This is a genomic window from Rhodococcus sp. OK611, assembly GCF_003050885.1.
Classification (GTDB): Bacteria; Actinomycetota; Actinomycetes; order Mycobacteriales; family Mycobacteriaceae; genus Rhodococcus_G; species Rhodococcus_G oryzae.
Genome location: NZ_QAOZ01000003.1, coordinates 170,991 through 192,431 on the forward strand (window position 1 = coordinate 170,991; position 21,441 = coordinate 192,431).

General features: G+C 69.8%; 17 protein-coding genes. 6 read left to right on the forward strand and 11 right to left on the reverse strand.

Annotated features, from left to right (window positions below; genetic code table 11):
- Window positions 1–7: 7 nt before the first annotated feature.
- Genes C8K38_RS04700 through C8K38_RS04715 form a run of 4 tightly spaced genes read right to left on the reverse strand, consistent with a single transcriptional unit; the run spans window position 8 to window position 3,211 of the window.
- Complete coding sequence (locus C8K38_RS04700) at window positions 8–1,156, reverse strand: sulfate/molybdate ABC transporter ATP-binding protein (RefSeq protein ID WP_097210802.1); 1,149 nt, start codon at window positions 1,154–1,156, stop codon at window positions 8–10.
- On the reverse strand, window positions 1,153–1,965 hold the full coding sequence (locus C8K38_RS04705; RefSeq protein ID WP_097210916.1) for an ABC transporter permease: 813 nt from the start codon (window positions 1,963–1,965) through the stop codon (window positions 1,153–1,155). Before C8K38_RS04705 ends, C8K38_RS04700 begins: the two co-directional genes overlap by 4 nt.
- Window positions 1,966–1,988: 23 nt before the next feature.
- Window positions 1,989–2,789, reverse strand: a complete 801-nt coding sequence (gene modA, locus C8K38_RS04710; RefSeq protein WP_097210917.1) for a molybdate ABC transporter substrate-binding protein — start codon at window positions 2,787–2,789, stop codon at window positions 1,989–1,991.
- Between the two features lie 17 nt (window positions 2,790–2,806).
- Complete coding sequence (locus C8K38_RS04715; protein ID WP_097210918.1) at window positions 2,807–3,211, reverse strand: TOBE domain-containing protein; 405 nt, start codon at window positions 3,209–3,211, stop codon at window positions 2,807–2,809.
- Window positions 3,212–3,442: 231 nt separating this feature from the next.
- Between C8K38_RS04715 and C8K38_RS04720 the strand changes: the two genes are divergently transcribed.
- Window positions 3,443–5,080, forward strand: a complete 1,638-nt coding sequence (locus C8K38_RS04720; protein WP_257017179.1) for a GMC family oxidoreductase — start codon at window positions 3,443–3,445, stop codon at window positions 5,078–5,080.
- Between the two features lie 34 nt (window positions 5,081–5,114).
- On the forward strand, window positions 5,115–6,614 hold the full coding sequence (locus C8K38_RS04725) for an aldehyde dehydrogenase family protein (protein WP_097210804.1): 1,500 nt from the start codon (window positions 5,115–5,117) through the stop codon (window positions 6,612–6,614).
- Window positions 6,615–6,653: 39 nt separating this feature from the next.
- Here the strand turns inward: C8K38_RS04725 and C8K38_RS04730 are convergent, their stop codons facing one another.
- From C8K38_RS04730 to C8K38_RS04750, 6 genes are all read right to left on the reverse strand, one after another.
- Window positions 6,654–8,168, reverse strand: a complete 1,515-nt coding sequence (locus tag C8K38_RS04730; RefSeq protein ID WP_097210805.1) for an MDR family MFS transporter — start codon at window positions 8,166–8,168, stop codon at window positions 6,654–6,656.
- Between the two features lie 135 nt (window positions 8,169–8,303).
- Window positions 8,304–9,083 carry a thioesterase II family protein gene (locus C8K38_RS04735; protein WP_097210806.1) on the reverse strand — a complete coding sequence of 260 codons (780 nt, stop codon included), beginning with the start codon at window positions 9,081–9,083 and terminating at the stop codon, window positions 8,304–8,306.
- A 2-nt stretch (window positions 9,084–9,085) separates the two neighbouring features.
- Window positions 9,086–11,431, reverse strand: coding sequence for an aminotransferase class I/II-fold pyridoxal phosphate-dependent enzyme (locus C8K38_RS27500; RefSeq protein WP_257017225.1), 2,346 nt, complete (start codon window positions 11,429–11,431; stop codon window positions 9,086–9,088).
- On the reverse strand, window positions 11,323–13,461 hold the full coding sequence (locus C8K38_RS27505; protein WP_257017180.1) for a type I polyketide synthase: 2,139 nt from the start codon (window positions 13,459–13,461) through the stop codon (window positions 11,323–11,325). Before C8K38_RS27505 ends, C8K38_RS27500 begins: the two co-directional genes overlap by 109 nt.
- A complete protein-coding gene (locus tag C8K38_RS04745) occupies window positions 13,458–13,745 on the reverse strand; it encodes an acyl carrier protein (RefSeq protein ID WP_097210807.1) in 288 nt (95 codons plus the stop codon). Before C8K38_RS04745 ends, C8K38_RS27505 begins: the two co-directional genes overlap by 4 nt.
- A gap of 45 nt (window positions 13,746–13,790) precedes the next feature.
- Window positions 13,791–15,527, reverse strand: a complete 1,737-nt coding sequence (locus C8K38_RS04750) for a fatty acyl-AMP ligase (protein WP_097210808.1) — start codon at window positions 15,525–15,527, stop codon at window positions 13,791–13,793.
- Between the two features lie 209 nt (window positions 15,528–15,736).
- Here C8K38_RS04750 and ggh point away from each other — a divergent pair, with 209 nt between their 5' ends.
- The 4 genes from ggh to C8K38_RS04770 all read left to right on the forward strand — a co-directional run bounded on the left by ggh (window position 15,737) and on the right by C8K38_RS04770 (window position 20,272).
- Window positions 15,737–17,077 carry a glucosylglycerate hydrolase gene (gene ggh / locus C8K38_RS04755; protein WP_077039987.1) on the forward strand — a complete coding sequence of 447 codons (1,341 nt, stop codon included), beginning with the start codon at window positions 15,737–15,739 and terminating at the stop codon, window positions 17,075–17,077.
- Between the two features lie 106 nt (window positions 17,078–17,183).
- A complete protein-coding gene (locus tag C8K38_RS04760; RefSeq protein ID WP_097210809.1) occupies window positions 17,184–18,059 on the forward strand; it encodes a TIGR03619 family F420-dependent LLM class oxidoreductase in 876 nt (291 codons plus the stop codon).
- A 74-nt stretch (window positions 18,060–18,133) separates the two neighbouring features.
- Window positions 18,134–18,877 (forward strand): glycoside hydrolase family 25 protein, encoded by a 744-nt coding sequence (locus C8K38_RS04765; protein WP_097210810.1) that lies wholly within the window; start codon window positions 18,134–18,136, stop codon window positions 18,875–18,877.
- Window positions 18,878–18,967: 90 nt separating this feature from the next.
- Window positions 18,968–20,272, forward strand: coding sequence for a DUF2254 domain-containing protein (locus tag C8K38_RS04770; protein WP_097210811.1), 1,305 nt, complete (start codon window positions 18,968–18,970; stop codon window positions 20,270–20,272).
- 11 nt (window positions 20,273–20,283) lie between these two features.
- Here the strand turns inward: C8K38_RS04770 and C8K38_RS04775 are convergent, their stop codons facing one another.
- Window positions 20,284–21,396 carry a serine hydrolase domain-containing protein gene (locus C8K38_RS04775; RefSeq protein ID WP_097210812.1) on the reverse strand — a complete coding sequence of 371 codons (1,113 nt, stop codon included), beginning with the start codon at window positions 21,394–21,396 and terminating at the stop codon, window positions 20,284–20,286.
- Between the last annotated feature and the right edge of the window lie 45 nt (window positions 21,397–21,441).

A 21,441-nucleotide genomic window follows, 5' to 3' on the forward strand; every position in this document is an offset into this window, starting at 1 on the left:
CGACCGATTAGTTGTCCGTCGGGCGCGCGGGCGCGGTCGGGGCCAGCGCCGGATGCAGCTCCATCTCCTGCGTCTTGACGACGAAGTAGACGTGCTGCCCCGGGGCGAGGTCGAGGTCGGCGACCGCGGCCGCCGTGACATCGGCGGCGGGTCCGGTGCTGCCGTCCGGGTGGTCCACTCCCCTGACCCGGACTGTGGCCCCGTGCACGTCCAGCTCCGCGATGGTCACCGCGATCACGTTGCGGGGGCTGGCGTGTGGTGGCGGCTCGAGGTGCACGGCGACCGCGCCCGGCCGGAACAGGGCGACGGCATCGGACCCGACTGCGGCCTCGCCGATCCCGGACAGCGTTGTGCCCCAGGATGTCCGGAGAATTCCCTGCTCCTCGATCGTCCCGGACACCAGATTGACCCCCGCCATCCGGGCGGCGAAGGCGCTGCGCGGAGAGGTCAGCACCTCGCGCACGCTCCCCCGTTCGACGATCCGCCCGGACTCGAGGACGATCACGCGGTCGGCGAGCGCGAGGGCGTCGAGCAGGTCGTGGGTGACGAGCACGGCGGTACGCCGCTCCTCCCGCAGGATCCGGCGCAGCAGCCGGCGCACCGCGGGCGCCGAGCCGACATCGAGGGCCGCCATGGGTTCGTCCAGCAGCAGTAGTCGCGGGTCGGCGGCGAGGGCGCGGGCGATCGCGACGCGCTGGGCCTGGCCGCCGGACAGCTGCGTCGGCCGCCTGCTCGCGAGCTCGTCCGCCTCCACCTCGTGCAGCCAGCGGTCGGCGATCCCGCGTGCCGCGGAACGGGTTTCGCCCCGGCTGCGCGGCGCGAACGCGACGTTCTCGGCGACGCTCAGGTGCGGGAACAGCAACGCCTGCTGCGACAGCATCGCCACGCCGCGCGCGTGGGCCGGTACGAACTCCCCCGACGCCGTGTCGGTGAGCACCCGTCCCTCGAGTTCGACGCGTCCCCGGTCGGGCCGGACCAGCCCGGCGATCAGCGAGAGCAACGTCGACTTGCCTGCCCCGTTCGGGCCGAGGACGGCCAGCACCTGCCCGGGCTCGAGGTCCAGGTCGAGGTCGACGTCGCGATGGTCGAGGCGGGCATGGACCCGGAGCCCGTCGCGGCCCGTCGCCCGGGCCGTGGTCTCGGCGGCCCGGTTCACAGCACACCGCCGGACCGGCGCCTGCTGGTGCCGATCACGATCAGCGCGGCGACAAGGACGAGCAGCAGCGACAGTGCCACCGCGGCCTCCGGATCGGTCTCGCGCTGCAGGTAGATCTCCAGGGGCAGGGTCCGGGTGACACCCTGCAGCGAGCCCGCGAAGGTGAGGGTGGCGCCGAACTCTCCGAGAGAGCGCGCGAAGGCCAGCACGGCGCCGGAGATCAGTCCGGGCAGCACGAGCGGGAGGGTGACCCGGCGCAACACGGTGGTGGGCCGGGCGCCGAGGGTGGCGGCCACGGTCTCGTAGCGCCTGCCGGCCGTGCGCAGCGCGCCCTCGAGGCTGACGACGAGAAACGGCAGCGCGACGAAGGTCTGCGCGAGGACCACCGCGGTGGTGGTGAACGCGATCCGGATCCCGAACGCCTCGAGCTGATGCCCGAGCAGGCCCTGGCGGCCGAAGGTGTAGAGCAGCGCGATGCCGCCGACGACGGGGGGCAGCACGAGCGGCAGCAGCACAAGCGATCGCAGCACCGACTGGCCGGGAAAGCTGCTGCGGGCCAGCACGAGCGCCATCGGGACCCCGACGAGCACGCACAGGACCGTGCTCGCGGTTGCGGTCTTCATGCTCAGCAGCAGTGCGGCCCTGGATGATTCGGAGGTGACGAGCGGCACGAAGTGGGCCCAGTCGATCTCCAGCAGCATTGCCACCAGCGGCAGGATCACGAAGCATGCGCCCAGCAGGGCCGGGAGGTACACCCATCGGGGCAGTCCCACCGCGACCTCGCCCCCGGGTCCCCGGGAGCGGGTCACGGTGCGGAGCACCCCGAGGGGCGTCACGGTGCGGCGAATCCCGCCCCGGCGAGCACCTGGCGGCCGGTGGGCCCGGTGACGAGTTCGACGAACTCTGCTGCGACGGGGCTGTTCTCGGAGCTCTTGAGCTCGGCGATCGGGTAGGTGTTCACGGCGCCCGACGACTCGGGGAACGGGACCGTGGTGACGGCGGCGCCCGCGCCCGCGGCGTCGGTGACGTAGACCAGCCCGGCGTCCGCCTGGCCGGAAGTGACCTTCCCGAGCACGTCGGTGACCGAGGCCTCCTCGCTGACCGGCGTGATGTCGGTGCCGGTTGCCTCTTCGATCTTCTGGGTCGCCGCCCCGCACGGCACCTGCGGCGCGCACACGACCACCTGGTTGCCGGGGTTCGCGAGGTCGGCGAAGGTGGCGATGTGCCTCGGGTTGCCGGGTGGGGTCACGATGGTGAGCGTATTGGTCGCGAAGTTCACCGGGGCGGCGGCGGTGAGCCCGGCGTCGACGGCCTTGGTCATGTTCTTGGTGTCGGCGGAGGCGAACACGTCCGCGGGCGCGCCCTGGGAGAGCTGGGCGACCAGGTCGGACGAGCCGGCGAAGCTGAACTCGACGTTGGTGCCGGGGTGCTCGGCCTCGAACTTCTCGCCGAGCTCGGTGAACGTCTTCTTCAGCGAGGCCGCGGCGAAGACGGTGATGTCGCCGGTGACCGGGGAGGCCGCCGCGGACGTGGTGGTGTCCCCGGCCGGCGTGGAGTCCGAGCTGGAGCAGCCGGCGACGAGGGTAGCGGCGGCCAGGGCCGCGAGCGCGGCGGCCGTGGGGCCGATGCGCATCGCGCGGGAACTGCGGGTCACGACATTCCTCCTGGAGTTTCGACGATCACGGTGGTCGCCTTGACCACCGCCACGGCGACCTTCCCGGGCTCGAGCCCGAGTTCGGCCGCGGATTCGCTGCTCATCAGCGAGACGACGGTGAAGGGGCCGCATTGCATCTGCACCTCGGCCATCACCTTGTCGGCGGTCACCTTGGTGACCAGGCCGACCAGGCGGTTGCGGGCGGAGCTGCCCACCCCGAGCGGGTCCGGCGGGGGCGTTGCGTGCTCGCGGGCGAAATCGGCGAGGGCCTTGCCGTCGACGACCTTGCGCCCCGACTCGTCCTTGGTTGCGGCGAGGCTGCCGCCGTCGATCCAGCGACGAACGGTGTCATCGCTGACCCCGAGCAGCGCGGCCGCGTCCTTGATCCGTATCGATGACATGAGCATTCCCGTCTATGTTCTTATCTGCGTCCTCAAACTCACTCTAGATCTGTGAATGCGGAAGTGCAGCCCTAGATCATCCGTGTTTGCGTATCCCTCGCTTCAGTTGCTGAGCGGGGAGCATCCCGGATTCTTCAAAGGCTGTGGTGTCGGCTCCGGTATTCCTAGACTGGACGGTGCGGTGAGACATCCGTCGCGCCGCGGCGGCACGACCGAGGTCGAGGAGCACCCGTGGCTGGAGAAACCGCGTCGGAGCAGGCTGGCTTGAAACAGGACGTGTTCAACTACGTCATCGTCGGGGCGGGTAGCGCCGGATGCGTGCTGGCGGCCCGCCTGACGGAGGACCCGAGCGTCTCCGTGCTGCTGCTCGAGGCAGGCAGCGAGGACGACGCCGACGAGATCAAGATCCCGGCGGCCTTCCCGACCCTGTTCAAGACCAAATGGGACTGGAACTACGAGACCACCCCGCAGAAGCACCTGGACGAGCGCCGCGCGTATTGGCCGCGGATGAAGGCGCTGGGTGGCTGCTCGTCGATGAACGCGATGATCTACATCCGGGGCAACCGTGCCGACTACGACGGCTGGCGAGACGAGCAAGGAGCGCAGGGCTGGGGGTACCAGGATGTGCTGCCGTATTTTATTCGCGCGGAACACAATTCGAGCCTCTCGGGTCCGTATCACGGCACCGACGGCCCGCAGCGCGTGGAGGACCGCCGCTACACGCACGAGTTGACCGACGCCTGGGTCGCCGCCGCGGTGTCGGCGGGGATCAAGCCGACCGAGGACTTCAACGGCGCCGAGCAGGAGGGGGCGGGCCGGTACCAGGTCACCTGCCACAAGGGCAGGCGCTGGTCCACCGCCGACGGCTACCTCAGGCCGGCGCTCGGGCGGCCGAACCTCACCGTGCGTACCGGCGCCCACGCCACGCGAGTGCTGCTGCGCGGGGACCGCGCGGTCGGCGTCCGCTACCTGCGTGGCGGTGTCGAGGGCACCGCCCATGCGTCCGTCGAGGTGATCCTGAGCGGCGGAGCCGTCAACAGCCCGCAGCTGCTGATGCTCTCCGGTATCGGCCCCGCCGACCACCTGCGTGAACTGGGCATCGACGTGGCGGTGAACCTGGCGGGGGTCGGTGAGAACCTGCAGGACCACCCGGTCACCCCGATGCTGTGGGACACCAGGAACACCACCGATCTGGCCGACTTCTCCACCCCGCTGCGGCTCGCGCAGTGGCAGGCCACCGGGCGCGGACCGCTGGCGTCCAACGTCGGCGAGGGCGGTGCCTTCTTCGCCAGCCGCGACGGTCTCCCGGCGCCGGACCTGCAGATCCTGGTGGCCGCCTCGGGCTTCTACGACAACGGACTCCGGGAACCGGTGGGCAAGAGGTTCACGGCCGGGGTCACCCTGGTCGACGTCGCGAGCCGCGGCCGGCTGCGGCTACGTTCGGCGAACCCGCTGTGGCGGCCCGAGATGGATCCCGCGTACTTCGAGGAGCAGGTCGACATGGATGCGATGCTGGCCGGCTGCAGGCGCGCCGTCGACATCGCCGGTGAGTCCGCCATCGCGGCGTTTCTCGACGGGCCGAGCCTGCCGATCCGGATGGACAGCGACGGCGATCTCGTCGATCACATCCGCGCCTGGTGCCAGACCCTCTACCACCCCGTTGGCACCTGCGCGATGGGCGACGGCGAGGATTCCGTGGTGGATTCGCAGCTGCGCGTCCACGGGGTCGAGGGGCTGCGGGTGGTCGATGCCTCCGTGATGCCGACCGTGCCCCGCGGAAACACCAACGCCCCCACGATCATGATCGCCGAGAGGGCCGCGGACCTGATCCTCGGCAAGACGGTGATCGACACACCGGCACCGCGATGACCATCTCTCCCACAACCAGATTCGAGGACATCACATGACCACGCTCGAGACCGACCCCACGACCGATGCGGGCGCCACCTTCGACTCGCTGAACCCCGGGACGGGTGAGGTCGTCGGCACCTACCCCGTGCAGGACGCGGAGGCGGTCGCCGCCACGGTCGAGCGCGCGCGGGCCGCGGCGAAGTGGTGGTCCGGGCTGAGCTTCGCGGAGCGCCGGACCCACCTGGACGCGTGGGCCGGGGTGCTCACCCGCCGGATCGCCCAGCTGGCCGAGGTGATGCACGCCGAGACCGGCAAGCCGCATTCCGATGCCCAGCTGGAGGCCGTGATGGCGATCGGCCATCTCGCATGGGCGGCCAAGAACGCACCGAAGGTGCTGGGGCGCAAGCGTGTTCCGTCGGGCCTTGAGATGATCGACCACTCCGCGAGCGTGGAGTACCTCCCGCTCGGGGTGGTCGGCGTGATCGGGCCGTGGAACTATCCCGCGTTCACGCCGATGGGCTCGATCGCCTACGCCCTCGCGGCGGGTAACGCGGTGGTCTTCAAGCCCAGCGAGTTCACCCCCGGTGTCGGGGCCTGGCTCGTCGACACCTTCGCGCAGGTGGTTCCGGATCAGCCGGTGCTGCAGCTGGTCACCGGTCTCGGGCCGACCGGGGAGGCGCTGTGCCGCTCCGGCGTCGACAAGCTCGCCTTCACCGGATCGACCGCCACCGGGAAGAAGGTGATGGCCGCCTGCGCGGACACCCTCACGCCGGTGGTCATCGAGGCGGGCGGCAAGGACGCGCTGCTGGTGGACGCCGACGCGGACCTCGACGCCGCCGCCGACGCGGCGCTGTGGAGCGGGATGTCGAACGCGGGGCAGACCTGCGTCGGGACCGAGCGGGTGTACGTGCACGAGCGGGTGTACGAGCCGTTCCTGGCCAAGCTCGTCGCGCTCGCCGATGGCGTGCGTGCGGGCACCGATCCCGAGGCGAAGATCGGCCCTATGACCATGCCGACCCAGTCCGCGGTGGTGCGCAGCCACGTGCTCGACGCCATCAAGCGGGGCGGCCGCGCGGTGGTCGGAGGCCCGGACTCGGTGGGAGACAGCCTGGTCCAGCCGACCATCCTCGTCGATGTCCCCGAGGACTCGATCGCGGTGACCGAGGAGACCTTCGGCCCGACGCTGACGGTCGCGAGGGTTCGCGACATGGACGAGGCGATCGAGCTCACCAACGCCTCGCGTTACGGACTGGGGTCGGCGGTGTTCAGCAAGCGCCGCGGCACCGAGCTCGCCCGCCGGATCCGGTCGGGGATGACGGCGGTGAACTCGGTGATCGCGTTTGCGGCGATCCCCTCGCTGCCGTTCGGTGGGGTCGGCCAGTCCGGCTTCGGTCGCATCCACGGCCCGGACGGGCTCAAGGAGTTCACCTACTCGAAGGCCGTCGCCCGCAGGCGGATGCCCGCGCTGATGGCGCTGACCAGCTTCACCCGCACGGCCAAGACCGACAAGATCCTCGCCACCATCGTGTCGCTGAGGCACGGACGCGGGTGACATGAACCGCCGTTCGCGCCCCCTGAAGGGTTACCCCCTTCATGGGCGCTGAGCAGGTACGTCCACAGGTGCGGTGGCTGGGTGGTCTACCGCGCCGTCCGCCGGTTCCACCGAGTCCGCCGGCTTGCGAACGAAGAGGCACACCGCGATCAGTACGAACGACAGGATCCCGGCGAGGAGAAAGACCGCCCGCACACCCTCGACGATGGCCTCGGGTGAATCGGCAGGGTCAACGGATCGCGAGGAAACCACCGTCATCACCGTGACGAACAATGCCGTGCCCGCGGCACCGGCAACCTGCTGGAACGTGCCGACAACGGCCGAACCGTGCGCGTAGAGGTGCGGGGCCACCGATCCCAATCCCGATGTCATCAGCGGTGTGAACGTCGCCGACAGACCAAGGCACAGCGCCATGTTCGACAACAGCAGCCACCACAGCGAGGTCGAAGTGCTCACCGCCGTCAGCATCCACACACCGATGCTGACGAGGATCGATCCGGGGATGACCAGGACGAGTGGACCCCGCCGGTCGTAGATGCGGCCCACGATCGGCCCGGCGAGACCCATGAGCAGGCCGCCGGGGAGGGTGATGAGACCCGTTTCGAACGGGTCGAGGTGAATCACCGACTGCGCGAAGTACGGGACGATGATGAAGGTGCCCATCATCGTTCCCATGCCGACCAGCATCGCGACAACGGAGATGGTGAACTGGCGGTATCCGAACACGCGCAGGTCCAGCAGGGCGCGATCCTCGCGTTGCAGCCTGGACTGTCGTGCGATGAAGCCGAACATCGCGGCCGCACCGATGAGGAACGGCAACCACACCGGGGTCGTCGAGGATCCCTGCGCCGATTCACCGATGCTCACCAGGCCGTACACGAGTCCACCGAATCCGAGTACCGCGAGTGGGACCGACAAGAGGTCGATGCGTGCCTTTGATGTCGCGGACACCGACACGACGAATCGTGCGCCGATGACCAGCGTCGCCAACGCGAACGGGGCCACGAATCCGAAGATCCAGCGCCACCCGAAGTGGTCGAGGATGAATCCCGACACGGTGGGGCCGAGGGCAGGCGCAACCGCGATCACGATGGAGATGTTTCCCATCATCGCCCCCCGGCGCGCGACCGGTACGAGTGTCATGATCGTCGTCATCAGCAGTGGCAGCATGATGGCCGTACCCGATGCCTGCACGATGCGGGCGATCAGCAGCACACCGAAGCCGGGTGCGGCGAACGCGATGAGAGTTCCCGCCGTGAACAGCGACATGGCGAGCGTGAACAGGGTGCGGGTGGGGATGCGCTGCATGAGATAGCCGGTGAGAGGGATGATCACCGCCATCGTGAGCATGAACGCGGTCGTGAGCCACTGCCCCACGCTCGGAGGTACGCCCAGTTCGACCTGCAGGACCGGGATGGCGATGGTCATCACCGTCTCGTTGAGGATCACCACGAAGGTGGCTACCAACAGCACACCGATCACCTGGAGGTGGCGCCGTTCGATTCGGTCGCCGACGACGACGCCATCGGTCTCGAGACGGGTGGACTCGGTCACGGTGGACCTTTCGGGTGGTGGGAACTGGGGTCACCCCGGCGGCCGACGGAACAGGGTGGGGTGGCTATCGAACTTACTGGTCCGTCACGCAGCCTGCCACTCGATTTCCGTGCGTGATTCGTGACCATGATCCGATCACTCCTCGCGGTCGGCGGAGGCGGCGCGCGCGTAGCCGCGGACCAGCGGCCGCATCAGGCGGAACAGCTCGTCGGGTGATTCGTCGAGGTAGAAGTGATCGCCCTCGAGGATCTGCGGGTCGGTCGGGTGGGTGGTGTGCCGGCTCCAGGCACGGAGGTCGAGCTCGCCGACCAGTGGATCCGCATCGGCCCCGAACAGGTGCATCGGGCAGGCCAGCGGCGCCTCGCCGGGATCCCGGTGATCCGCGCACATCCGGACGTCGTCCCGGATCACCGGTAGCGCCGCGTCCAGCCAGGCGGGCCAGCCGAGGATCTCGGCCGGCAGCCCGCCGATGGCGGTGAGGAACCGAGCGAGCAGGGCGTCGTCCAGGTGGTCGATCGGCGGCAGCGGTGCAGGGAGGTGCGGGGCCGCGTACGCCGACAGCAGCAGCGCCTCGGGCAGCCGGTGGCCGCCCGCATCGCGGCGCCGCGCCAGCCGGTACGCGACGAGTGCGCCCATGCTGTGCCCGAAGAACACGTGGGGGCTCGAGAGGTGTTCGGCGAGATGGTGTTCGAGATCGTCCAGCAGCAGGTCGAGGTCGACGAACCGTTCGTGTTCCGCCCGCCTGCCCCGTCCCGGCAGGTGCACGGGCACGACGGTGACGTGCGGGCCGAGGGCGCGATGCCACGCCCGGTACATCGACGATTCGCCGCCCGCGTGATGGAAGCAGAACATCCGCAGCGCCGTGTCGGATCCGACCCCGTCCTCGAGATAGGGCGTCAGGGGCGCGGTCTCCATGATCAGTGCCCCTCTTCCAGCAGGGCGAGCTCCTCGGCCGTGGTCTTCACGGTGTAGCGGATCTGATCCTCGGTGTGGCAGGACGTCACGAAGAAGCGCAGCCGGGCCTGATCCTCCGGCACCGCCGGGTACAGGATCGGGTTGACGTTGATCCCCCGGGCGAGCAGCGCGTTGGACAGCTTCAGTGTCTTGATCGAATCGCCCACGATGCAGGGGATGATCGGGGTGTCGCAGCTGTCGCCGGTGTCGAGCCCGGCCTCGACGGCCTGGGTCAGGAAGAGCCGGGAGTGCCGGTGCAGGCGCTCGAAAAGCTCTGGCTCGGTGCGCATCTGCCGCAGGGCGGCCAGCGAGGCGGCGGCGTTCGACGGTGTCATGCCGACGCTGTAGATGAACCCGGGGGTGGTGTATTTGAGGTACTGGATCAACGCGCGGCTGCCGGCCACGTAACCCCCGCACCCCGCCAGGGCCTTCGACATCGTGCCGGACCACAGCTCGACGTCGGCACGGTCGACGGCGAAGTGCTCGCCGATGCCGCCGCCGGTGGCACCCAGCACCCCGATGCTGTGTGCCTCGTCGATCATCAGCAGGGCGTGATGCTTGCGCTTGACCGCGATCAGGGCGGGCAGATCCGGGATGTCACCGTCCTGGCTGTACACGCCCTCGATGAGGATCAGCACCCGGCGGAACCGCGGCCGGATCTCGGTGAGGATGGCGTCGAGGGCAGCGTGATCGTTGTGCGGGAACGACCTTCGGGTGGCGCCGGAAAGCTTGCAGCCCTGCAGAATGCTGTCGTGGGCCAGGCTGTCGTGGATGACGAGGTCGCCCTCGCCGACGAGGTGACCGATCACGGTCACGTTGGTGGCGTGGCCGCTGACGAGCGCGATGGCGTCCTCCGTGCCGAGCAGCCCGGCGAGCTCCGCCTCGAGTTGCCCGTGCAGGGGCTTCTCGCCGGAGATCAGCCGACTGGCCGAGCAGGAGCTGCCGTAACGGGCGACCGCGTCCTGCACCGCGGAGACGACGCGTGGGTGGCCGGACATGCCGAGGTAGTTGTAGCTGGAGAAGTTGAGGACCTCCTGCCCGTCGATGATCGAGGTGTCCCTGGTGATCCCGTCGTTGACCAGGAAGTACGGGTTGGACAGCCCGGTGGCCTCGCCGAGAGTCAATCGCTCGGCGATCTCCCTGACCTCGGGGAACTGCTCGATGCGGTAGGTCTCGGTCGCGATCTCGTCAGTCGCTGCGATCGGCGGCGCGACGGGACGCGCGGACCCGGTGTCGGCCGCCTTGTCCGGCGCCGCTGGGGCGGGCGCCGCGCCGAGCTGCGCGGACACCAGGGCCACCAGGTCGCCGACTGTGCTGGTCGGCGAGAACCAGGCGGGCTCGGCGGTGAGTTCGGGGAACCTGCGCGCAAGCCCGGACACCAGGTCGGCCACCATGATCGAGTCGAACCCGAGCTCGCCGGACATCGTCTGGGAGGACCGAAGTGTGTCGGCGGAATAGCCTGCGATCCGGGCGATCTCGGCCCTGACCGCGGCGGTGACGGTGTCGGCGGTGACCTCGCACGCCGGGGACACGGCGGTCGCCTGCGGCCGGGCCGCCGCCGTGGCGGTCACGGTGTCGGGCCCGGCGCCCGCTGCGGCCGGGCCGGACTGGGCGGCGGCGAGCAGTGCGGTCTGCTCACGGAAGAGGGAGATCAGGTTGTCCATGGTGGTGTCCTCGCTGCGTGCGGGTATGGGGGCATCGTCGGGTGACTCTTGTTCCGGTGCCGTCGAATTCGTCGATGGTGCGGACACGCCATGCGTCCAGTAGCGGTGGGTGGTGTCGAAGTCGTAGCCGCCGAGCGCCGTACGAACCCGCTGCGCCGGTTCGTACAGGGCATCCCAGTTCGGGTTGTGGCCGTCCCGGTACAGGGCCGTGACGACCTCCGTGAGCTCGCGCCCCGTCGCCGCCGGACCCGGGCAGGGAACGAGGCAGGTGAGTTCGGGATTGGCGCGGGCGACCATCGGTGCGAGTACGCGCCTCGGCCCGAGCTCGATCAGGTGGGTGGGACCACTTTCCAGCCCGGCCGCCAACGCATCGCCGAACCGGACCGTCCCGCGGATGTGCTCGGTCCAGTAGTCGGCGTCCATCGGATCGCCGAGGCCGAGGAGGCCCCCACGCAGGGTCGAGTAGACCGGGATGCGGGGCGGCTCGAAGGTGCAGTCCGCGGCGACGGCGGCGAACGCGGCCACCATCGGCTCCATCAGCGGGGAATGGAAGGCATGGGAGACGGGCAGCGTCCGGACGGATACGGAGCGGGCGGTGAGTTCCTCGGCGATCCGCGCGAGGGTCTCGGCGGCGCCCGAGAGCACCAGCTCGCGTGGGCCGTTGACGGCGGCCACGCCGCCGTGGGCTCGTCCACGAGGAGGTCGGCGACCTCCGCCGCGGCGGCGCGGACGGCGAGCATGGCGCCGCCGGCGGGGAGCTGCTGAATGAGCCGTCCCCGCGCGACGACCAGCCGGCAGGCATCGTCGAGGCCGAACACCCCGGCGAGCGTCGCGGCCGCGTACTCGCCGATGCTGTGGCCGATGACCCACGACGGTTCGACGCCGGACTCGGTGAGTGTCCGTGCCAGCGCGTACTGCACCGCGAAGATGGCCGGCTGTGCGTGCTCGGTCCGGTCGAGGTCCTCTCCGCCCAGCATCAGGTCTCGGATCGACCGGCCCAGGTGCGTCGCCATCCGCTCGTCCACCTCGGCGAGCGCGCGCCGGTAGCTCCCGGACTCCGCGTGCAGCGCAACGGAGATGCCCCGGTACTGCGAACCCTGGCCGGTGAACAGCCACCCGGTGCTCACTCCCCCGGCCAGGCCCGCCGCGGCGGCGAACCGGTCGTCGTCGGTGACCAACCCGCGTAGGTCCGAGACCGCCTGGTCGCGGTCCCGCACCGGCAGGGCCAGGCGATGGCGCCCGGACGACTTGACCTTGTTGCTGGACCAGCACATCTGGGCCAGCCGTCCCTCGGGTAGTCCGGCGAGATCATCGGCCATCCGGGTTACGTTTCGCCGCAAACCGTCCCGGCTCGACGAGGAGACGGTGAGCACTCCACCGCCGGGGCCTTCGGAGGCCGGTGCGCGTTCGGGTGCGCTCCCCAGTAGCAGGTGTGCGTTGGTGCCGCCCATGCCGAAGCTGCTCACGCCGCCGTAGACCGCGCCTTCGGGTAGGGGCAGCGCCTCGGTGAGCAGGTCGAGGCCGTGGTCGGCCAGGCGAAGGCGTGAATTCTCCTGTGCGGCAAATCGACTGGGTGGAACCATGCGGTGGTGCAGGCTCAGTGCCGCCTTGATCAGTCCGGCGACGCCGGCGGCGCCCTCGGTGTGGCCGAGGTTGCCCTTGATGGAGCCGATCGCGCAGGGCTTCGGCCGCGGCACCGCATGCAGATGGCCGAGTGCCTTGGCCTCGATCATGTCGCCGAGCACGGTCCCCGTGCCGTGGGCCTCGACGAAGGCGACCTGCTCGGGGTGCACACCCGCGCGCCGGTACGCCTCGCCGACGACCTGCTGCTGCGCCCAGCGGTTCGGCGCGGTGATCCCGTTGCTGCGGCCGTCGGAGTTGACCGCGCTGCCCTTGATCACCGCATAGATCGGAAGTCCTTCGCGCTGAGCGTCATCCAGGCGGCGCAGCGCGATTACGGCAACACCCTCGCCGCGGCCGATGCCATCGGCATTCTCGCTGAACGGTTTGCAGCGCCCGTCGGGCGCGGAGAGCCCGGCCTGGGCGTAGAAGACGTTGAGGGTGGGCGTGAGGATGATGTTGACACCCCCCGCGAGGGCCTGATCGCACTCGCCCGCCCGGAGGGCCGCGCAGGCCATGTGGACGGCGACCAGCGAGGACGAGCAGGCGGTGTCGACCGCCATGCTCGGGCCTCGCAGGTCCAGCTGGTAGGAGATCCGGTTCGCGGTCATGAAATATCCGTTTCCGGAACCGAGTTGGGGTGTGATCTTCGCGTAGTCGCTCAGGTGCAGGTTCGCCCATTCGTTCGCCATCACCCCGACGTAGACGCCGGTGTTCGAGCCTGCCTGGGCGCGCGGATCGAGCGTGGCGTCCTCGAACGCGTGCCAGGCGGCCTGCAGCAGCAGTCGCTGCTGTGGATCCATCGCCTCGGCCTCGCGCGGGGGGATGCCGAAGAACTCGGGGTCGAAGGCGTCGGCGTCGCTCAGGAAGCCGCCGCTCCGGTTGTTGACGCTGCCGGGGCCGCCCTCCGGGTCATAGAAGTCGTCGGCGCGCCACCGTTGCGCGGGGATCTCGGTGATGCCGTCCGCACCGTCCATCAGCAACGCCCACAACGCTTCCGGGTTCGGGGCCTGCGGGAACCGGCAGTCGAGTCCGACGATCGCGATGTCGGTCATGATGCCGCCGCTTTCGGCGCGAGCTCGTCCGCGAGGTATCCGGCGATCTCCGCGATCGTGGGGTAGTCGAAGACCAGGGTGGCATCCGCCGGGATCCGCCACCTCTCCTCGACGTCGCCGCACAGGCTCAGTGCGAATACCGAATCGATCCCGATCTCGGCGAGAGGCGTCGTCGGATCGATGTCCCGGGCGGGGACGTCGAGGTAGCCGGCGACCCGTTCGACGAGCCAGCGCGTGATCGGCGCGAGAGCGGCGGCGGTGGGGGTGGAGATTGTGTTGGACATGGGGGTACTCCTCGTGGTTCCGGGGTGAGTGGCAGCGGACCGCGTTTACGCGGAGCCGCGCAGCCGTTGCACGGTTGTGGCGATGTCTTCGTGGAGCAGCGGGTGGATCCGGTTCTCCAGGAACGACGTGCGCATGGAGCGGCGCTGAACCTTGCCGCTGGTCGTGCGGTGCACACCCCGACGATCGACCAGGACAACATCGGGGGCGGGTACGTCGAAATGTCGGGACACCGCGACCTTGATCAGCGAGGTGACCTCGGCCAGGGAGGCGCCGTCGAGCAGCGCGGTCCGGACCTCCTGGATCACCAGCAGTCGCTCCTGCTGACCGGCGTCGATCGAGAGAGCCACCCCGGCGGTCCCGGCGAGAGCGGGATGAACGTCACGGACGACCTCTTCGATGTCCTGGGGATAGAGGTTGCGCCCGTTGATGATCAGGAGATCCTTCAGCCGGCCAGTGACGAAGATGTGGCACTGGTGGCGCAGGCCGAGGTCCCCGGTGCGCAGGTACGCCCCCTCCCCCGCCAGCTCGGCGCCGAACCTGGCCTCGGTCTCGTCCGGGCGGTTCCAGTAACCGGCGGTGACGCTCGCTCCCCGAACCCAGATCTCGCCGACTCGGTTGTCCGGCAGCGCTATTCCGGTGTTTGGGTCCACGATGCGGATGTCGAGATCCCGCGGGGGTCCGCTGCTGACCAGCCGGACGCCGGTGTCGTCGGTGGTCAGTACGGCCACGTTGCGTTCCAGGGCCGCCGCGTCGACGTCGATGCGGACCGGCGGGTCGCCGACCCGGCTCGCGGTGGCGAGCAGCGTCAGCTCGGCCATGCCGTACGCGGTGACGAACGCGTTCGGCGGGAATGCAGCGGTCCCGAGCCGCTCGATCACGGCGTCGAGGGTGCGGGACCGGATCGGCTCCGCACCGTTGAGGGCAACCCGGAGCGAGGACAGGTCGAGCCCGGCCAACTGCTCGTCGGTCGCGCGCCGGGCGACCAGCTCGTAGGCGAAGTTCGGTGCGAGGGTGAACTCGGCGCGGTAGCGGTCGATCATCTCCAGCCAGCGGACCGGCCGCTTGAGGAAGGCCAACGGGGACATGAACACGAGGTCACCCCCGGCGTAGAGGGGCAGCAGCATCGAGATCAGGCCCATGTCGTGGAAGTGCGGAAGCCAGCTGACCCCGGTCGCCGCGTCGTCGAAGCCGACCGTCGCCGCGATGGTCGCCTCGTTGTGCAGCAGGTTGCCGTGGGTCACCATGACGCCCTTGGGTTCGCTCGTCGAACCGGACGTGTACTGCAGGAAGGCCACCGTGTCTCCGTCGAGGTCGGGCATCCGCCATGATTCGGCGTCGCCCAGGTCGTCGGCGTCGGTGTACACGCAGGACACCGTCTCGGCGCGCCCGTTGTCGGCGATCCACGCGGTCAGGAGCTCCGCGTAGGCGGAGGTGGTGAGGACGAGGCCGATGTCGGCGTCGTCGAGCATCCCGGCGACCCGCTGTGTGCTCTGCTGGTCGTGCGGCAGCGGGGCGGGCACGGCGATGACTCCCGCGTACAAGCAGCCGAGGAAGGCGGGCAGGAAGTCGATGCTGTCCAGGTACAGCAGCAGGACCGGTCGGTCGGCCTCCGGACGCTGCGACAGCCAAGCGGCCGTTGCCCTGGCCCTGCGGTCGATCTCGCGAAAGCTGAGAACCTCCTCGACCAGCTCGAGCCCGACCTCGCGGTGGTAGGCGTAGAAGCGGGTGTCGCCGTGAACGTCGGCCTGGGCGCGGACGTGTGAAACGAAATCGGGATACACGGGGGCTCTTTCCTCGGGGTGCACGATGCTGTCGAATGACGAGTTCGGGGTGCGCTGGGAACTTCCTCAACACTTGTTGGCCGCGGCCCCGGTGACTACGGACCCTTGGGGTGGTGCGACGGACCCCGGGTGTGGGCATTTCTCACCAAGGAAGGCCCGAGACGTCACCCCGACGGGCGCAATCGGCGCGGCGGACGCAAACTAGGACGATGGCCGCCGATCCCGGATTCATCCCGACGCAGCTCGCGGCCCGGGCCGCGTACCTGCTGCGCGGCAACGACCTGGGCACCATGACCAGCGCGGCGCCGCGGTTGTACCCGCACATGTGGAGCTGGGACGCGGCGTTCGTCGCGGTCGGACTGGCGCCGCTGAGCGTGGAGCGGGCCGTCGTCGAGCTGGACACGCTGCTGTCCGCGCAGTGGGGCAACGGAATGATCCCGCACATCGTGTTCGCGAACGGCGTCGACGGGTACTTCCCCGGACCCGCGCGCTGGGCCTGCGGGGATCTGGCGGCGACGGCCCCCGTCGTCCCGCAGACCTCGGGCATCACACAGCCGCCGGTGCACGCGATCGCGGTCCAGCGCATCCTCGACCACTCCCGCAGGCACGGTCGCAGCACCCGGGCGGTGGCCGAGGAGTTCCTCGACCGGCGCTGGGGCGACCTGGTGCGCTGGCACCGGTGGCTCGCGACCGCCCGTGACCCGAAGGACAACGGACGAATCAGCCTGTACCACGGCTGGGAGTCCGGCATGGACAACTCGCCACGCTGGGATGCCGCGTACGCGAACGTCATTCCGGGACCGGTGCCGCCTTATCTGCGCGAGGACACCGCGATCATCTCCGACCCAACGCAGCGGCCCTCGAACGCCGAGTACGACCGCTACCTGTGGCTGCTCGAGGAGATGAAGTTGGCGCGCTACGACGACGCCGAGCTGGCGTCCACGATGAGCTTCGCCGTCGAGGACGTGTTCGTCAGCGCCGTCTTCTCGCTCGCCTGCGACGTTCTCGCCACCATCGGCGAGGAGCATTCGGCGCCGAAGTCCGATGTCCGGGACCTGCGGTACTGGGCCGAGAAGTTCCAGCGGGGCACCATCGCCACCACGGACCCGCGTTCGGGCGCCGCCCGCGACTTCGACCTGCGGTCGGGGCGCTGGATCCCCACCGAGACGCTCGCGATGTTCGCCCCGCTGCTGTGCGGCGGGCTGGACCGCGACGCCGAGCGCGCGCTGGTGCGGATCTTCGAGGGACCGCGGTTCTGCGGTCATCCGGATCTTCGGTACGCGGTGCCGCCGTCGACCTCGCCGGTCTCGGGCGACTTCCGGCCGCGCGAATACTGGCGCGGCCCGGTGTGGCCGGTGATGACCTGGCTGTTCTCCTGGGCGTTCGCCCGCCGCGGGTGGGCCGAGCGGGCCCGACACCTGCGGGCGGAGGGCCTGCGACAGGCCGCCGACGGCAGCTTCGCCGAGTACTACGAGCCGTTCACCGGTGCACCGCTGGGCAGCATGCAGCAGTCCTGGACCGCGGCCGCGGTGTTGGACTGGCTCGGCTGAACCCACCCGCCGATTTCGTCTCGCTGGGCGGGAGGTCGGGATTCGGTACCCCGGGTGCGTCGGGTCAGGTATGACGTAGACCACACCGGACCGAAGGAGCAGGGCTGTGCGATTCACCTATGCCGAGGCCATGACCGACCTGGCTTTCTATGTGCCGCTCGCGCAGGCGGCGGAGGAGGCCGGCTATCACGGGATGTCGATCGCGGACAGCCTCTGCTATCCGAAGGAATCCGATTCGGTCTATCCCTACACGCCCGACGGAAGCAGGGAGTTCCTCGAGAACAAGGCGTTCGTCGAGGCGTTCGTCCTCGCCACCGCGCTCGGGATGGCGACGACCACGCTGCGCTTCACCACCTTCGTGCTGAAGCTGCCGATCCGTCCCCCGGTCCTCGTCGCCAAGCAGGCCACCTCGGTGGCCTACATGATCAACAACCGGCTGAGCCTCGGAATCGGTCTGAGCCCGTGGCCGGACGACTTCGAGGTGCTGGGCGTGCCGTGGGAGCGGCGCGGCAAGCGGACCAACGAGGCGATCGACATCCTTCGCGGTCTGGTGAGCGGTGACTACTTCGAGTACCACGGCGAGATCTTCGACCTGCCCGCGATCAAGCTGAGCCCGGTACCGAGCGAGCCCATCCCGATCCTCGTCGGCGGGCACAGCGACGCCGCGCTCCGGCGCGCGGTGGTCCGGGGCGACGGGTGGATGCATGCGGGCGGCGGCGACGAGGAACTCGACGTCCTGCTCGCGAAGCTGCAGCGGATGCGCCGGGAGGAGGGCACGGAGAACAGCCCGTTCGAGATCCACGTGATCTCGCCACAGGCCTACACGGTCGACGGGATCAGGCGACTCGAGGACAAGGGCGTGACCGACGTGATCGTCGGCTTCCGCGACCCCTACAGCGTCGCGCAGGACACGGAGCCGCTGGGCCAGAAGGTCGCAGCCCTGACGCACTATGCCGAGACCGTGATGTCGAACTGCGGGTGACGCGGGCGGGCCGACGCCAAAAGTTCATCCTCGGTTTCGTGGTCGTGTCCGAAATATCGGTTTAGTCTCGGGCGATGACGTCGTCGAGTCGTAAGCGTGTCCGAGCCGTCACCCGCCTGGTCCCGGTGCTGCTGGCCGGTGCCCTCGCCTTCGCCGTGCCTGGCACCGCGAGCGCCGAACCGTACAACGGTCCCGACGTCGCCTCGTGGCAACACCCAGGCGGGTCGGGCATCGACTGGTTCGCCGTCCGCGCCTCCGGCCACGAGTTCGCGATGGTCAAGGCCACCGAGGGACTCTGGTACGTCAACCCGTTCTTCGTGCAGGACGGGATCGGCATGCGCGCGGCCGGGATGTCCCGCGGCGCCTACCACTACGCCGACGTCCGGGAGTCGCCCGAGGCGCAGGCCGCGTTCTTCGCATCGACGTCGTTCCCGGTGATCGGGGGCGACGGACTGCCGCCGGTGCTCGACATCGAGGACGCCAAGGGCCTGCCGCCCGCCGCGGTGATCGACTGGACGCGCCGCTACCTCAACTCCGTCCAGGCGCTCACCGGCAAGCAGCCGATCATCTACACGTACCCGAACTTCTGGCGCACCGCGATGGCGAACACCACGGAGTTCTCCAACTACCCGCTCTGGATCGCCGACTACAACGGCAGGGACGAGCCCGGCCCGCTGCCCGGCGGCTGGCGGCACTGGACGTTCTGGCAGTACACCAGCACGGGCCGGATCCCCGGCGTGAACGGCAACGTGGACCTCAACATCTACGGCGGCGGCCTCGGCGACTTCGGCAGCTCCGCCAACCCGTTCGGTTCCTGAGGTCCCGTTCCGTTCTGAGCTCGCCGTTCGGCTCCCGAGGTCACGGATCGGCCATCCGCGCAGCGCGATCGGCGGGCGTACGCTTCGGGGGTGCGCAGGCGCGAGGCAGCCTGGGAGTATCTCCGCGGCGCGCTGTGGGTGCTACCCGCCATAGCCGTGGTGCTGGCGCTGGCCCTCGGGTCGATCCTGTCGTCCGTGAACACCCGCCCCGGCACCTGGATGCACCGGTTGGCGTTCCAGGGCACCCCCGATGACGCCCGCACGCTGCTCATCGGCACGGCGGGCACGATGATCACCGTCATCGCGCTGACCCTCGGGCTCACCGTGGTGGCGCTGCAGCTCTCGTCCACCCAGTTCTCGCCGCGGATCCTGCGCAACTTCCTGCGTGACCGCCCGAATCAGGTGGTGCTCAGCGTCTTCGTCGCGACCTTCGCGTACAGCATCGCCGGGCTCTACACGGTTGGCGTGTCCGCGGGCAGCCGGACCGCGGACTATCCGCGGTTCGCGGTGAGCTGGGCGATGGTGCTGCTGTTCCTCAGCCTGGGCGCGCTGGTCTACGAGATCCACCACCTGACCCATTCGCTGCAGATCGACGAGGTCATGCGCACGGTGGAGCGGAACACGCGCGAGGTGGTGCGGCACGGGCTGCCGGGCACCACGGCGCCGTCGGCGCTCCCTGACCCGCCGCCGTCGGCGACGGTGGTGCCCTCGAGCCGCACCGGCTACGTGCAGGCGGTGCACCCGGACGAGCTGGTCGGGCACGCAGCACGGCACGGGGTGACCATCAAGATCGCGCCCCGCGTCGGGGACCACATCGCCGCCGGATCCACCCCGCTGGCCTGGGTGTGGAGCGAGGCCGGCCGCGATTTCGACGCGGTGGGGGTCGGCCGCGCGGTCGAGCAGTCCGTGCGGATCGGGTTCGAGCGGACACTCGAGCAGGACGCCGCGCTCGGCATGCGTCAGCTCGTCGACGTCGCCTCGAAGGCGTTGTCCCCCGCCATCAACGACCCGTACACGGCGGTCCAGGCACTGGATCACCTCACCGCGATCATGTCCTCGCTCTCCCGTCGGGACCTCGGGTCGCTCGTATTGCCGGCCGGCCCGGGAGGCCGCACGGTCACGGTCCCCGCCTACACCTTCGCCGACTATCTCGATCTGGCCTGCGCCCAGATCCGGCGCTACGGCGCGCGCGAGCCCACCGTCGCGCTCGCGCTGATCCGGCTGTTGCGGGACAGCGCGGCGGCCACCACCGATGACGGTCGCCTCACCGCGATCGGGTTTCAGCTCGGGCTGCTCGAGGCGGACGCCACCCGCGAGATCGTGCAACCGGCGGACCTGACCGCCGTCACCGCGGCCGCGGGCGAGCTCCGGGATCGGCTGGAGCGCGCCCGCTGACCGAGGGCGGGTCAGCCGCAGATGGCCGCGTCCACGATCCCGTAGACGGCGTCCTCGGAGTCGGGGCCGAGACCATTGGTCACCGACGCCTCCATCCGCCTGCTGCCGTCGAGGGTGGTGAAGGCGAGGGTGGTGTAGCCGGGGATGCCGCCGCTGTGACCCCATGCCGTCACCCCGCACGGGGTGTTCCTGGACTGGGCGCCCAGCCCGTAGCCGTGCCCGTCGGTGATCGACCGGGCGGAGGTCAGCTCGGCGAGCTGGGCGGGCCGCAGGAGACGCCCGTCGGCCAGTGCGGTCAGGAAGAGGTCCAGGTCGGAGGTGGTGGAGATCATCTCGCCCGCGGCGCCGCCCCAGCTCGGGTCGAGTTCGGTGGTGTCCACCGGCACCCCCGCGACGGGGTGGTAGCCGCGGGCGTGCGGTCCGGGGATGAACACGCTGCCGTGCGGGGCGCTGGTCGCGAGCATCCCGAGCGGTGTGGTGATCCGAGCGGCGACCTCGGTGTCCCAGGATCGTCCGGTCACCTTCTCGATCAGCATGCCAAGCACGATGTAATTGGTGTTGGAGTAGGCCCAGTCGGTTCCGGGCGCGAAGTTCAGAGGCTTGCTCGTCGCCAGGTCCACCAGCTCGTTCGGGGTGTAGGGCCGGAACCGGATGCTGAGGAACTCGCCGTCGTCCAGCGGGAGGGAATCGGTGTAGTTGTACAGCCCGCTGGTGTGCTGCAACAGCATCCGGACGGTGATGGTGTCGCCGTCGGGCAACAGGCCGGGCAGGTACCGGGCCACCGGCGCGTCCAGCTCGACCCGTTCGTCTTCCACCAGCTGCAGCAGCACGGTGGCGACGAACGTCTTGGTCACGCTGCCGATCCGGAACCGGCCGTCGTCGGGAACCGCCCATGGCGTGCCGAGCACACTCGAACCGGCGGTGGCGGTCGTGGTCCGTCCGTCCCACGTCGTCCGGACCTGTACACCGACCGCACCGTTCGCGAGGATGCGGTCCATCGCCTGCTGCACCGCCGCGCCGGTGGCGGTGGCGGGTGCCTGCGGCTGCGCGAGCGCGGGCGTCGCGCCGACGAGCAGGGCGGTGACCGCGACGGCGAGCCCGGAGGCTACGAGTCTGCTTCTCATGGTGGGGTTCTCCTCGATTGTCGCCCGATAACTCTCGGCACCGAC